At 61.1% G+C, this 13,895-nt stretch carries 12 protein-coding genes and 1 pseudogene; 8 read left to right on the plus strand and 5 right to left on the minus strand.

The window, feature by feature from the left end; genetic code table 11:
* Nucleotides 1-29 precede the first annotated feature (29 nt).
* The 3 genes from HU806_RS05785 to mnmC form a co-directional block, all read right to left on the minus strand.
* The gene (locus tag HU806_RS05785) at nt 30-437 is read right to left on the minus strand and encodes a PIN-like domain-containing protein (protein ID WP_186610470.1); all 408 of its coding nucleotides are present in this window, start codon (nt 435-437) and stop codon (nt 30-32) included.
* A complete protein-coding gene (locus tag HU806_RS05790; protein ID WP_346657152.1) occupies nt 434-1,126 on the minus strand; it encodes a DUF433 domain-containing protein in 693 nt (230 codons plus the stop codon). Before HU806_RS05790 ends, HU806_RS05785 begins: the two co-directional genes overlap by 4 nt.
* Nucleotides 1,127-1,387: 261 nt before the next feature.
* A complete protein-coding gene (gene mnmC / locus HU806_RS05795; protein WP_186610471.1) occupies nt 1,388-3,370 on the minus strand; it encodes a bifunctional tRNA (5-methylaminomethyl-2-thiouridine)(34)-methyltransferase MnmC2/FAD-dependent 5-carboxymethylaminomethyl-2-thiouridine(34) oxidoreductase MnmC1 in 1,983 nt (660 codons plus the stop codon).
* Nucleotides 3,371-3,587: 217 nt separating this feature from the next.
* On the opposite strand from mnmC, the gene pap reads away from it, so the two are divergent.
* A complete protein-coding gene (pap, locus tag HU806_RS05800; protein ID WP_186610472.1) occupies nt 3,588-5,099 on the plus strand; it encodes a polyphosphate:AMP phosphotransferase in 1,512 nt (503 codons plus the stop codon).
* 104 nt (nt 5,100-5,203) lie between these two features.
* Complete coding sequence (locus HU806_RS05805; RefSeq protein WP_186610473.1) at nt 5,204-6,388, plus strand: thiolase family protein; 1,185 nt, start codon at nt 5,204-5,206, stop codon at nt 6,386-6,388.
* Between the two features lie 167 nt (nt 6,389-6,555).
* On the opposite strand, the pseudogene HU806_RS05810 reads toward HU806_RS05805, so the two are convergent.
* Nucleotides 6,556-6,729: pseudogene (locus tag HU806_RS05810) on the minus strand (DUF6316 family protein); the annotation flags it as partial.
* A gap of 188 nt (nt 6,730-6,917) precedes the next feature.
* On the opposite strand from HU806_RS05810, the gene HU806_RS05815 reads away from it, so the two are divergent.
* A complete protein-coding gene (locus tag HU806_RS05815) occupies nt 6,918-7,880 on the plus strand; it encodes a DMT family transporter (RefSeq protein WP_186610474.1) in 963 nt (320 codons plus the stop codon).
* A 58-nt stretch (nt 7,881-7,938) separates the two neighbouring features.
* Here HU806_RS05815 and HU806_RS05820 read toward each other — a convergent pair whose 3' ends face one another.
* Nucleotides 7,939-9,333 carry a class II fumarate hydratase gene (locus tag HU806_RS05820; RefSeq protein WP_186610475.1) on the minus strand — a complete coding sequence of 465 codons (1,395 nt, stop codon included), beginning with the start codon at nt 9,331-9,333 and terminating at the stop codon, nt 7,939-7,941.
* 191 nt (nt 9,334-9,524) lie between these two features.
* On the opposite strand from HU806_RS05820, the gene HU806_RS05825 reads away from it, so the two are divergent.
* From HU806_RS05825 to HU806_RS05845, 5 genes are all read left to right on the plus strand, one after another.
* Nucleotides 9,525-10,046, plus strand: a complete 522-nt coding sequence (locus HU806_RS05825) for a DUF2059 domain-containing protein (RefSeq protein WP_186610476.1) — start codon at nt 9,525-9,527, stop codon at nt 10,044-10,046.
* Between the two features lie 13 nt (nt 10,047-10,059).
* Entirely contained in the window at nt 10,060-10,356 is a 297-nt protein-coding gene (locus HU806_RS05830; protein ID WP_186610477.1) for a BolA family protein, read from the plus strand.
* 134 nt (nt 10,357-10,490) lie between these two features.
* Nucleotides 10,491-11,432 (plus strand): oxygen-dependent tRNA uridine(34) hydroxylase TrhO, encoded by a 942-nt coding sequence (trhO, locus tag HU806_RS05835; protein ID WP_186610478.1) that lies wholly within the window; start codon nt 10,491-10,493, stop codon nt 11,430-11,432.
* Nucleotides 11,433-11,468: 36 nt separating this feature from the next.
* A complete protein-coding gene (locus HU806_RS05840) occupies nt 11,469-12,071 on the plus strand; it encodes a DsbA family protein (RefSeq protein WP_186610555.1) in 603 nt (200 codons plus the stop codon).
* Nucleotides 12,064-13,884: an ATP-binding cassette domain-containing protein gene (locus tag HU806_RS05845; RefSeq protein WP_186610479.1), complete on the plus strand. Its 1,821-nt coding sequence runs from the start codon at nt 12,064-12,066 to the stop codon at nt 13,882-13,884. Before HU806_RS05840 ends, HU806_RS05845 begins: the two co-directional genes overlap by 8 nt.
* Nucleotides 13,885-13,895: the final 11 nt, after the last annotated feature.

A 13,895-nucleotide genomic window follows, 5' to 3' on the forward strand; every position in this document is an offset into this window, starting at 1 on the left:
TAGTAAAAAGCCCAGCGTTGGGCCGGGCTTTAGATTTTCAACTGTTCAAACTTTCCGGGAGCAGTAAATCGCCAAGTAACCTTAAAGGCTGCTCCCCCGCTTATCAGTTCTGATTGCTGAATTATTGAAGGCCACCACCTGACGAGATTCTGTGCCTTGCTCCAATAGGGCTCTTGTCCCCACTGTTTTGCCAGGCAAAAAATCGGTAACCCGCATTCGCGAAAGGCCTTCCGTTCCGCATCGCCTTTGGTGAATTTGTCTTGCGATACGACGGTCCATCGTCCATCAGCTTTCAGTTCAGAGATCCAATCGACATCGGTGGCGTTTTGCTTGAATTTATCCCGAAGCGCTACCACATGATGCCCCTCAAGCTTGCATAGTTCGTGAAGGGCTCGTGCTATTGCGGGAGGGAGATTGTTATCAATCAGGAAATTCAAGCAGCAATCCTATGCTCAAAAGTAACCGCAGCATCCACTGCGGCAGCCGGAACTTCAAAAATCATTGAGACGCGCTTTACGTCTTGGCCTTCGGCCAAATATGCATGGTAAATAGCAGCTGTATCGACGCCAGTAGAAGATAAGACAGGCTTGCCAAAATTACGATTTGGGTCGAGCACGATTGTCTTGCTTCGCTTTACTGGATACCAGCGCTGTGCACGTCCTTCTCCCGTGTAGTCGATACCTTCATAGAGGGAGGGGCCTATTACTTGCCTGAACGCATACTGCCGCTTAGCAAGGTCGAGGATGGCTTCGTCGCCGGTCTCGTCGAAAACGGTCGCAAAGATACTCCGGCCATCAGTTTGGAACCGTTTGCATGTGAACGGGTAGCGCTGAGCAAAGATCTCTCGGGCCTGCCTGGACGCCGAACGAATAGCTTGAAGGCTTACGCCGTGCTTTCTAAACGCATGTACAAACCTGATCTCTAGCAGATCGTGAAAGCCGAGAAGTTTTTCCACGGTTGAGTCTATTTCCGGCGTCCAAAGTCCAGCGTGGTCGACGCCTTCGGCTTTGTAGCCGAACATCCACCTACGTATATCTTTTGCAGGAATGCCTGTGTACAAGGCCGCCTCTGCGGGCGTGTATATCCCCACCCCAATGAGGTTGCTTGACGTGTCGAGTCTTTTCATATGCCCCCTTGTCCGTGGGTTAACAAAAAATCCATTTTGAGGATGAACGAGATTTCGTTCAACCCATCTTAGACGGACTGCTGCGTCGACGGTCACTTTCCGGCCAAAATTTTTGTGTATCAATACCTATCCGCCCCGCCCCTCCTCTCTCAGATAGCCCGGCAGTCGAATCTCGACATGAAGGATGGCGAGCCGGCCAGCAATTGATGCTGTTTGCGTTCGGACGACGCTGGAGGCGTCGAGCAGCGCTATGTATCGGGTTCAGGCCTTGCCCCGAATCAACGCCCGTAGCGCAAATCGGTTCGGATGGCAGGCTTCGGCCACGCTTCGCGGCAGTGGCAGCGGTTCGTTGTCCAGCCAGGCGGCGATCAGTTCGCCCGACAGCGGTGCGCTGATCAAGCCCCGTGAGCCGTGGCCGCTGTTGACGTACAGGCCATCGAGCCAAGGGCATGGATGGTCCGGCACTTGGCGGGCATCCTTGGCCAGGGCGCAATACGTTTCGGTGAACGCCCCGAGATCGGCCAGCGGCCCGACAATCGGCAGGTAATCCGGACTGGTGCAGCGAAACGCCGCGCGGCCTTCGAGGTCTTCAGGATCCAGGGCGCTGGTGTCCAGGCGATCCACCAGGTCGAGGGAAATCTCTTCGAGCATTTGCAGATTGCCGGCGTGCTCGGCGGCGGTGGGGGTCAGGTCGTCATTCTTGAAGTCGAAGCTGGCGCCCAAGGTGTGCTCGCCCATGCGCGGCGGGGCCACGTAGCCTGCGGCGCAGACCACCGTCGCCAGGCTTTGACTGCGGGGGGTTTGGGGCAGGCGGGTGATTTGTCCGCGAATGCGTTTGAGGGGCAGTTCGGCGGCCGGTGCGAAGCGTTTGATTTCGGCTGCGCTGGCGAGAATTACCACCGGGGCGCTGGCGACGCAACGTTGCCCATCCCAGGCCTGCCATTGGTCGCCGACACGCCGCAGTTCCAGTACTTCATGGTGTGGTAGCAGTGCTATCGCCGAGGCCGACGCTTGCCAGCGACACAAGGCTGGCGGATGAACCCAGCCGCCCTCGGGATAAAACAGGCCGCCACAGGCCAGGCCGATCCCCGCCTGCGCCTGCGCCTCGGTGCGATCGAGGATCTTCAGCAGGTCGGTTGGGAACGCGTCGGCCAGTTGCGCCTGGCGCTCGGCTTCCTTGTCGTTGAAGGCCAATTGCAAGACGCCGCAACTGTCCCAGTCAACGCCTCGCTGCAGGTTTTCCAGCAAGCGACGGGTGTAGCCGAAACCGCTGAGGATCATCTGCGACAACGCCGTGCCGTGGGCCGACAGCTTGAGGTACAGCACGCCCTGGGGATTGCCGGACGCTTCCTCGGCCAACCCGGCGTGGCGTTCCAGCAAGGTCACCTGCCAGCCGCGGGCGGCGAGACTCGCCGCGCTGGCGCATCCGGCCAGGCCGCCGCCAATCACCAAGGCCCGGCGTTCGCTGGCGTGGGGAGCGGGGCGGGCGTACCAGGGTTTGGCCAGCGCTGGCGCCGGTACTTGCTCGGGCCAGCCGAGGAACACGCCGCGAAGAATCTCCCATTTATGACCGATGCCCGGCGTGCGCTTCATCTTGAAGCCCGCCGCGTTCAGCCGGCGCCGTACCCAACCGGTGCTTGTAAAGGTGCTGAGGGTCGCCCCGGGTGCCGCCAGCCGCGCCAGTTCGGCGAACAGCTCGGCGGTCCACATCTCGGGGTTTTTCGCTGGCGCGAAGCCGTCGAGGAACCAGGCGTCGATGGGCCCGTCCAGTTGCGGCAGTTGTTCCAAGGCATCGCCAATCAACAAGGTCAGCGTCACCCGACCGTTCGCCAGGGTCATGCGTTGGAAACCCTGGTGAATCGCGACGTACTGCCCAAGCAACTGGTCAGCCTGGCGCTTGAGCTCTGGCCATAAAGCCAGGGCCCGACGCAGGTCCTCGGGCCTCAAGGGGAATTTCTCGACGCTGACAAAATGCAGTCGCGCCCCGGCCGGTGCGCATTGTTCGAACAGCTGCCAGGCGCAAAGAAAATTCAGCCCAGTGCCGAATCCTGTCTCGCCAATCACCAGTCGCCCGTCTTCTGGCAGCGCGGTAAAGCGCTCGGCCAGGTTGTTCTGCGCAAGGAACACGTAGCGGGTTTCTTCCAGGCCCGACTGGTCGGAGAAATACACATCGTCGAAAACCCGGGAACGGGGGAGACCCTGGTTGTCCCAGTCGAGTTGTGCGTGGTGCTGGATAGGTGTCATGACAGGCTCGGTGAAAACGAAGGCGCCATTCTAGCCGATCGGGCTGTCGATCGTTCCCTACGCTCCGCGTGGGAATGAAGCCCGGGACGCTCTGCGTCCCGAAAAGCCGAACGCGGAGCGTCCGTAGAGGCATTCCCACGCGAAGCGTTGGAACGATCACTGCACAGGGGGGTGTCCAATCCGCTAGTCTTGCCCCCATTCCTGGAAGGAGCTGCCCATGTTCGAGTCCGCTGAGATCGGTCACGTCGTTGATAAAGAAACCTTTGAGGCCGAAGAGCCGGCGCTGCGCGAGGCGCTGCTCGAAGCGCAGTTCGAACTGCATCAGCAGGGCCGCTTTCCGGTCATCGTCCTGATCAACGGCATCGAAGGCGCGGGCAAGGGCGAGACGGTGAAGTTGCTCAACGAGTGGATGGACCCCCGCCTGATCGAAGTGCGCACCTTCGACCAGCAGACCGACGAAGAACTGGCGCGGCCACCGGCCTGGCGCTACTGGCGGATGCTGCCGGCCAAGGGGCGCATGGGGATTTTCTTCGGTAACTGGTACAGCCAGATGCTACAGGGACGGGTCCATGGCGAGTTCAAGGACCCGCGACTCGACCAGGCGATCAACGGTGCCGAGCGCCTGGAGAAAATGCTTTGCGATGAAGGCGCGCTGATCTTCAAGTTCTGGTTCCACCTGTCCAAGAAACAGATGAAGGCCCGGCTGAAAAGTCTCAAGGACGACCCGCTGCACAGTTGGCGCATCAGCCCGTTGGACTGGCAGCAATCCCAGACCTACGACAAGTTCGTCAAATACGGCGAGCGCGTGCTACGCCGCACCAGTCGCGACTATGCGCCATGGCATGTGATCGAAGGCGTGGATGCTTGTTATCGCAGCCTCACGGTCGGTCGCATCCTGCTCGAAGGGCTGCGCCAGGCGCTGGACCGGCAGAAGATCAAGCCGGAAAAAGTCAACGTGGCGCCACTGCCGGCGCTGGACGGCCAGGTGACGTTGATTGACAGCCTGGACATGACGCTGCGCCTGGATAAAACCGATTACGAAGAACAATTGATCACCGAGCAGGCGCGGTTCGCCGGTTTGCTGCGCGACAAACGCATGCGTCGGCATGCGCTGGTGGCAGTATTCGAGGGCAACGACGCGGCGGGCAAGGGCGGGGCGATTCGCCGGGTCGCGGCGGCGCTCGATCCGCGCCAGTACAGCATCGTGCCGATTGCCGCGCCCACCGAGGAAGAAAGGGCCCACCCATACATGTGGCGCTTCTGGCGGCACATTCCGGCACGGGGCAAGTTCACCATGTTCGACCGCTCGTGGTACGGGCGGGTGCTGGTGGAGCGCGTCGAGGGCTTCTGCAGCCGCGCCGATTGGTTGCGAGCCTACGGGGAGATCAACGATTTCGAGGAACAACTGGCCGACGCCGGCGTGGTGGTGGTCAAGTTCTGGTTGGCCATCGACAAGCAAACCCAGTTGGAGCGTTTCCAGGAGCGCGAGGAAATCCCTTTCAAGCGCTTCAAGATCACCGAGGACGACTGGCGCAACCGCGACAAGTGGGATGCCTATCGCTCGGCGGTCTGCGACATGGTCGATCGCACCAGCACTGAAATTTCGCCATGGACCCTGGTGGAAGCCAACGACAAGCGTTGGGCTCGGGTCAAAGTGCTGCGCACCCTCAACGAGGCGCTGGAGGGCGCGTTCGAGCGCTCGGCCAAACAGGCGCGCAAAAAGAAATAGCCCGATGGGCACGCATACGCGGGGTGAATGATTGTCGCGTTCGGTTATGCCGTGGATTTATCCTCGAATCCACTTTTAACCGATAACAACAATGAGGTGCCGCCATGCGTGAAGTGGTGATCGTCGACAGCGTACGGACCGGTCTGGCCAAGTCCTTTCGCGGCAAGTTCAACATGACCCGTCCGGATGACATGGCGGCGCATTGTGTCAACGCGCTGCTGGCGCGTAACGACATCGACCCGGCCAGCGTCGAGGACTGCATCGTCGGCGCCGGTTCCAACGAAGGCGCCCAGGGCTTCAACATCGGCCGTAACGTGGCGGTGCTCTCACAACTGGGCACCGGCACGGCCGGAATGACCCTCAACCGTTTTTGCTCCTCAGGCCTGCAGGCCATTGCGATTGCGGCCAACCAGATCGCCTCCGGTTGCAGCGATATCATCGTCGCCGGTGGGGTCGAATCCATCAGCCTGACGATGAAGAGCGTCAATACCGAAAACCTGGTCAATCCATTGCTCAAGGAGCAGGTGCCGGGCATTTATTTTCCCATGGGCCAGACCGCCGAAATCGTTGCGCGTCGCTATCAGGTCAGCCGCGAGCAGCAGGACCGCTACGCCTTGCAGAGCCAGCAACGCACGGCCAGGGCACAGGCGCAGGGGTTGTTCGGTGACGAAATCGTGCCAATGACGGTGAAGTACCGAGTCGAGGACAAGAACACCGGCGCAGTGCAGATGCTTGACGGCGTAGTCGACCGCGATGACTGCAACCGCCCCGATACCACCTATGAAAGCCTGGCGGGTTTGAAACCGGTGTTCGCCGAGGACGGCTCGGTCACTGCGGGCAACTCTTCGCAATTGTCCGACGGCGCCTCGATGACGTTGGTGATGAGCCTGGAAAAAGCCCTGGCGCTGGGGCTCAAGCCGAAGGCGTTTTTCCGTGGCTTTACCGTGGCCGGTTGCGAACCGGATGAGATGGGCATCGGCCCGGTATTTTCGGTGCCCAAGTTGCTCAAGGCCAAGGGTTTGCAGATCGGCGACATCGACCTGTGGGAACTCAACGAGGCGTTTGCGTCCCAGTGCCTCTACAGTCGCAACCGGCTGGAAATCGACAACGAGAAATACAACGTCAACGGCGGCTCGATTTCCATCGGCCACCCGTTCGGCATGACCGGCTCGCGGCAAGTGGGGCATCTGGTGCGTGAGCTGCAACGGCGCAACCTGCGCTACGGCATCGTGACCATGTGCGTGGGCGGCGGGATGGGAGCGACGGGGTTGTTCGAGGCGGTTCGGTAGCCGCTGCTTCCAACGGCTCTTGTGGAGAGGGAGCTTGCTCCCGCTCGGCTGCGAAGCAGTCGTCAATGGGTCGATAGTTACGGATGGACAGTAGGGGGGCCGCTTTGCGGCCCAGCGGGAGCAAGCTCCCTCGCCACGGGATTTTCAGTGATCTTGGAGAATTGAATCATCCGCTGGATATACGCCGCTATTTCCTGTTCCGCCTCCTCGCGGCTGTTGAACGGACCCTCCAGCGTGGCTTCGCGGGTACTGAAGTAAAACTCGCCATTGATCCGGCAGATCCGGTCACTGCGGAAAATCGTCTTCGAGGCGTCGGTATCCTGCGCGCGCGTTCCTGGCATTTCGGGTCTCCAAAGGGGCTGCTGGGTCGTCTCTACTGAGCATATGTGTTGGCATTGATTTGCGCCTGTCCAGCCGATCGACGGCTGCGACCCATACAATCTCATCGATGGTGAAGACCCAATTGTCCCTGTGTCGCCGAGCGATCCGAGCCTAGAATGGGCGCTCATGTCTTGGTTCCGAGGGTTGCATGCACATATCGTCCGGTCGCTGGGTCTACGGGCTTTTTCTCGCCTTGCTGACCGCCCTGCTGTGGGGAATCCTGCCGATCAAGCTCAAGCAAGTGCTGCAAGTGATGGATCCGGTCACGGTCACCTGGTTTCGGCTGTCGGTGTCTGGTGGCCTGCTGTTCATTTACCTGGCGGCGACCCGCCGCTTGCCCAGCCGCAAAGTGCTCGGGCCGCGTGGCGGTTGGCTGGTGGCGATGGCGGTGTTGGGGCTGGTAGGTAACTACGTCCTGTACCTGATGGGCTTGAACCGCTTGAGTCCCGGCACCGCGCAACTGGTGGTGCAAATGGGCCCGATCATGCTGCTGGTCGCCAGCCTGTTTGTGTTCAAGGAGCGTTTCAGCGTGGGGCAGGGCATCGGCTTGCTGGTGCTGCTGATCGGCTTCGCGCTGTTCTTCAATCAGCGCCTTGTTGAGCTGTTGACGTCGTTGAGCGACTACACCGCTGGCGTCTTGCTGGTGTTGCTGGCTTCGACCGTCTGGACGTTCTACGCCCTCGGCCAGAAGCAGCTGTTGACGGTATGGAATTCGTTGCAGGTGATGATGGTGATCTACCTGTTCTGCGCGCTGTTGCTCACGCCCTGGGTGCACCCGTTGGAGGCGTTGCAACTGAGCCCCTTGCAAGGCTGGCTGTTGCTCGCTTGTTGCCTCAACACCCTGATCGCTTATGGCGCGTTTGCCGAGGCGTTGGCCCATTGGGAGGCCTCGCGAGTCAGCGCGACCCTGGCGATTACGCCGCTGGTGACGTTCGCCGCCGTGGCAATGGCTGCCTGGTGGTGGCCGGACTATGTGCATGCCGAGCAGATCAATCTGCTGGGGTATGGCGGGGCGGTATTGGTGGTGCTGGGCTCGGCGTTGGTTGCGCTGGGTCCATCGCTGGTCGCCGGGCTCAGGGCCCGGCGCGAGCGGATGGTTGCAGGACGATAGAGCGCCTGATGTTCGTTCCCACGCAGGGCGCGGGAACGCACTCACTGGTCAGCAATGCTCAGCCCTGGCTACCGGCCTCCAGCATGTTCTCCGGCCTGACCCAGGCATCGAATTCTTCATCGGTCAGATACCCCAGCTGCAACGCAGCTTCGCGTAGGGTCAGCCCTTCGCCGTAGGCTTTCTTGGCGATTTCGGCGGATTTGTCGTAGCCGATGTGCGGGTTCAGTGCCGTCACCAGCATCAATCCACGCTCCAGGTGCGCCGCCATCTGCTCGGCATCCGGTTCGAGGCCGGCGATGCAGTGCTGCTGGAAGTTGCTGCAGCCGTCGGCCAGCAGGCGGATCGATTGCAGCAGGTTGTGGATGATCACCGGTTTGAACACGTTCAACTGCAAGTGACCCTGGCTGGCGGCGAAACCGATTGTCACGTCGTTGCCCAATACCTGGCAAGCCAGCATTGACAAGGCTTCGCACTGAGTCGGGTTGACTTTGCCGGGCATGATCGAACTGCCTGGTTCGTTGGCGGGCAGTTTCACCTCGGCAAACCCGGCCCGCGGCCCGGAGCCCAGCAGGCGCAGGTCGTTGGCGATTTTCATCAAGGTCACGGCCAGGGTTTTCAGCGCGCCGGACAGCGTGGTCAGCGGCTCATGGCCGGCCAGCGCGGCGAACTTGTTCGGCGCGGTGATGAACGGCAAGCCGGACAACGCCGCCAATTCAGCGGCAATCGCTTCGCCGAAGCCATGGGGCGAATTGAGCCCGGTGCCCACCGCGGTGCCGCCCTGGGCCAGCTCGCAGACCGCCGGCAAGGCCGCGCGGATTGCCCGTTCGGCGTAGTCGAGTTGGGCAATGAACGCGGACAGCTCCTGGCCGAAGGTGATTGGCGTGGCATCCATCATGTGCGTGCGACCGGTCTTGACCAGCTTCATATGGCGCGCCGCCAGTTCCGCGAGGCCGCCAGACAATTCGCTGATGGCCGGCAACAATTGCTGGTGCACGGCCTGGGCAGCGGCGATGTGCATGGCGGTGGGGAAACAATCGTTGGAGCTCTGCGAGCGGTTGACGTGATCGTTGGGGTGTACCGGGCTCTTGCCGCCGCGCGGGTTGCCCGCCAGCTCGTTGGCGCGTCCGGCGATCACCTCGTTGACGTTCATGTTGCTCTGGGTCCCGCTGCCGGTCTGCCAGACCACCAGCGGGAACTGGTCGTCATGCTGGCCGGCCAACACCTCGTCGGCTGCCTGTTCGATCAAACGGGCGATGTCGGCGGGCAGGTCGCCATTGCGGTCGTTGACCCTGGCGGCGGCTTTCTTGACCAGCGCCAAGGCATGCAGCACCGACAGCGGCATGCGTTCATCGCCGATGGCAAAATTGATCATGGAGCGCTGTGTCTGGGCGCCCCAATAGGCTTCATCCGGGACTTCAACCTGGCCAAGGCTGTCGGTTTCGATACGGCTCATCGGGTCAAACTCCTGTTGGTCTGAATGCGCAGTTTAGGCCCAGACGGGCGACATGGGTTCCCTCAATCTAGGGAGGAGCGGTTCGGTCCGTCAATCGGACCCTCCGAGGAACGGGGTTGAGCCCCGGCGTTTTTTAGGCGCAGAATGGTCGCCCTTGGGGTTTTGCCTCGCCTGTTAGATAAGGAAACTCGATGACCCGTCTTCGTGCCATCTGTACCGCAGTTGCTCTGGTGTGTGCCAGCGGCCCTGTTCTTGCCGATACCGCCAGCCACAACGCCAGTGCCGAAGCGTTCCTGACCCTGGCGCACGCCGACAAGCTGGGTACTCCGGTCTACATGCAAGTCCAGCAGATGTTCGCCCAGCGCTTTGAACAGACCAAGGCCCCTGAGTCGAAAAAGGCCACCCTCGAGACTTACCAGGCCAAGGCCAACGCCGCGCTGGACCAGGCCATCGGCTGGAACAAGCTCAAGCCGGACATGGTCAAGCTCTACACCAGCAACTTCAGCGAGTCCGAGCTCAAGGACCTGGTGTCCTTCTACCAGTCGCCCCTGGGCAAGAAAGTCTTGGAAAAAATGCCCCAGCTGACTCAGCAATCGGCCCAACTGACCCAGGCCAAGCTGGAAAGCGCGGTACCGGTGGTCAACAAGCTGCTGTCGGACATGACCGCCGAGCTCGAGCCAAAAGCCGCCGCCCCGGCCAAGAAAAAGCCATAAGCGGAGCCCTGGCATGAGCATGCAACAACGCATCGAATCGACCCTCGGGCTGCTGCAGCCCGAGCACCTGCAAGTGTTGGACGAAAGCCACATGCACAGCCGTGGCCAAGAAACCCACTTCAAGGCCGTGGTGGTCAGCCAGCAGTTCGAAGGGCTCAACCGAGTCAAGCGTCACCAGAAGGTCTACGGCACGCTCGGCGAGCTGATGGGTGAATTCCATGCCTTGGCGCTGCACACCTACACGCCCGAAGAATGGGCCCGGATCGACGCGGCCCCGGCTTCGCCGACCTGTGCCGGCAATCGGCAGTAGCCAGCGACAAGCTTCAAGCTTCAATCGACAAGCTATGCGTAGGGCTTGAGCTTATCGCTTGAAGCTTGTAGCTTGCCGCTGCTTTTTTATATCCGGTTCACCCCTTACGAGGGTAGCCACCTGGAGAAATACCCATGACACCACCGATTGTCGTGGCGGCACTGTATAAGTTCGTCACCCTGGAAGATTACGTCGAGCTGCGCGAGCCCCTGCTCAAGGCGATGCTCGACAACGGCATCAAAGGCACCCTGCTGATTGCCGAGGAAGGCATCAACGGCACGGTTTCCGGTACCCGCGAGGGGATCGACGGGTTGATGGCCTGGCTCAAGAACGATCCGCGCATGGACGATATCGACCACAAAGAGTCGTATTGCGAAGAGCAGCCGTTCTACCGCACCAAGGTCAAGCTCAAGAAAGAAATCGTCACCCTCGGCGTCGAAGGCGTGGACCCGAACAAGCGGGTCGGCACCTATGTCGAGCCACAGGACTGGAACGCGCTGATCAATGATCCGGAAGTCTTGCTGATCGACACCCGCAACGATTACGAAGTGGCGATCGGCACCTTTGAAGGTGCCGTCGATCCGAAGACCACCAGCTTCCGCGAGTTCCCCGAGTACATCAAAGCCAACTTCGACCCGGCCAGGCACAAGAAAGTCGCCATGTTCTGCACCGGCGGCATTCGTTGCGAGAAGGCTTCGAGCTACATGCTTGGCCAAGGATTCGACGAGGTCTATCACCTCAAGGGCGGCATCCTGAAGTACCTCGAAGAGGTGCCTCAGGAAGAAACCAAATGGCGCGGTGACTGCTTTGTGTTCGACAACCGCGTGACCGTGCGTCATGACCTCAGCGAAGGCGACTACGATCAATGCCATGCCTGCCGTACCCCGGTGAGCGTGGAGGATCGCGAGTCGCAACACTATGTGCCTGGCATCAGTTGCCCGCATTGCTGGGATAAGTTGAGCGAGAAGACCCGTCGCAGCGCCATCGACCGGCAAAAGCAGATCGAATTGGCCAAGGCACGCAACATGCCCCATCCGATCGGCTACAACTACAAGCAATCATCTTCCGAGGCTTGAGCCATGGCGTCGCGCCTGCTGTATGTAATGGACCCGATGTGTTCCTGGTGCTGGGGCTTCGCGCCAGTGGCCGAGGCGTTGGCCGAGCAGGCCCAGGCCGCAGGTGTGGAATTGCACTTGGTGGTGGGCGGCTTGCGCACCGGCAGCGGTTCGGCCCTGGAGCCGACGACCCGGCGCTATATTCTTGAACATTGGCAGGCGGTCACCGAGGCCACCGGCCAGCCGTTCAAGCTTGAAGGCGCGCTGCCGGACGGTTTCGTCTACGACACCGAACCCGCGTGTCGGGCGCTGGTGACAGCGCGCAGCCTGGCGCCGGACCTGGCCTGGAAGCTGCTGAAGCTGATCCAGCGGGCTTTTTATGTGCACGGTCGCGACGTGACCCACGCCAGCGTCCTGGTGGAGCTAGCCGAGCAGGCCGGGTTGCCCCGCATTGAGTTCGCCGCAGCATTCGACCGCGCCGAACAACATGCAGCCACGGCCGCCGATTTCACCTGGGTACAAGATTTGGGCATTGCCGGGTTTCCCACGCTGCTGGCCGAGCGCGACGGCCAGTTGGCCTTGCTGACCAACGGCTACCAACCCTTGGACCAATTGTCGCCGTTGCTCGGGCGTTGGCTGGAGCGCGCGGCCTGTGCCTGACCTGCCCGATGATGGCGCACCCGCCACGCGCCGCATCGATCGCTTGAGCTGGGCGGAAATTCGTCGCCTGGCCCTCACGCACAAGAAAGCCCTGTGGATCGCCAACGGCGTCGCCGTGCTGGCGACGTTGTGCAGCGTACCGATCCCGCTGCTGTTACCGCTACTGGTGGACGAAGTGCTGCTAGGCCACGGCGATGCGGCATTGAAAATCATGAACAATGCGCTGCCGACAGCCTGGCAAAGCGCGGCCGGTTACATCGGGCTGATGCTGCTGGTGACGTTGATGCTGCGGTGCGGCGCGTTGCTCTTCAACGTCTTGCAGGCGCGACTGTTCGCCAGCTTGGCCAAGGATATTGTCTATCGCATCCGTATCCGGCTGATCGAGCGTCTCAAGCGAATTTCCCTCGGTGAATATGAAAGCCTCGGCAGCGGTACGGTGACCACGCACTTGGTCACCGACCTCGACACCCTCGACAAGTTCGTCGGCGAAACCCTCAGTCGGTTCCTGGTCGCCATGCTGACCTTGGTGGGCACCGCCGGCATCCTGATGTGGATGCATTGGAAGCTGGCGCTGCTGATCCTGTTGTTTAATCCCTTGGTGATCTACGCCACCGTGCAGCTGGGCAAACGGGTCAAGCACCTGAAGAAACTGGAAAATGACAGCACCTCGCGCTTTACCCAGGCCCTGACCGAAACCCTGGACGCTATCCAGGAAGTGCGGGCCGGCAACCGCCAGGGGTTCTTCATCGGCCGACTGGGGATGCGCGCCCGGGAAGTGCGGGACTTCGCGGTGAATTCGCAGTGGAAAACCGATGCCTCGAACCGTGCCAGCGGTTTGCTGTTTCAGTTTGGTATCGATATTTTCCGCGCCGCGGCCATGCTCACCGTGCTGTTTTCCGACCTGTCCGTCGGCCAGATGCTCGCGGTGTTCAGTTACCTGTGGTTCATGATCGGCCCGGTGGAACAACTGCTGAACCTGCAATACGCCTACTACGCGGCATCAGGCGCCTTGAACCGCATCAATGAACTGCTGGCACGGGCCGACGAGCCGCAGTACCGCGGCGGCGTCAACCCGTTCAAGGGGCGCGACACCGTCGGCATCGACATCCAAGGGCTCAGGTTCGGCTATGGCGAGGAAATGGTGCTCGATCAACTGAACCTGTCCATTTCGCCGGGGGAGAAGGTCGCGATCGTTGGCGCCAGCGGCGGCGGCAAGAGCACCTTGGTGCAACTGTTACTGGGTCTCTACACGCCGCAGGCCGGCAGCATCCGGTTCGGCGGCGCGACCCAGCAGGAAATCGGCCTGGAAACCATCCGGGAAAATGTCGCGGTGGTGCTGCAACATCCTGCGCTGTTCAACGACACGGTGCGCGCCAACCTCACCATGGGCCGCGAGTGCAGCGACGAGGACTGCTGGCGGGCACTGGAAATCGCCCAACTGCACAGCACGATCCGAGAGCTGCCTAGTGGCCTGGACAGCATCGTCGGGCGTTCCGGTGTGCGTTTATCGGGCGGGCAGCGCCAACGACTGGCCATCGCCCGCATGGTCTTGGCCGATCCGCGCGTGGTGATCCTCGACGAAGCCACCTCGGCGCTGGACGCCGCCACGGAATACAACCTTCATCAGGCACTGGCGCGGTTCCTGAGTGGACGCACGACGTTGATCATTGCGCACCGGTTGTCCGCGGTAAAACAGGCTGACCGTGTGCTAGTGTTCGACGGCGGACAAATTGCCGAGGATGGCGACCATCAGCAATTGATTGCCGATGGTGGTTTGTACGCCAGGCTTTATGGGCATTTGCAGCGGCACTGATTGCCTGGGAT

It is taken from the genome of Pseudomonas sp. SWRI154, assembly GCF_014268645.1.
Lineage (GTDB): Bacteria > Pseudomonadota > Gammaproteobacteria > Pseudomonadales > Pseudomonadaceae > Aquipseudomonas > Aquipseudomonas marvdashtae.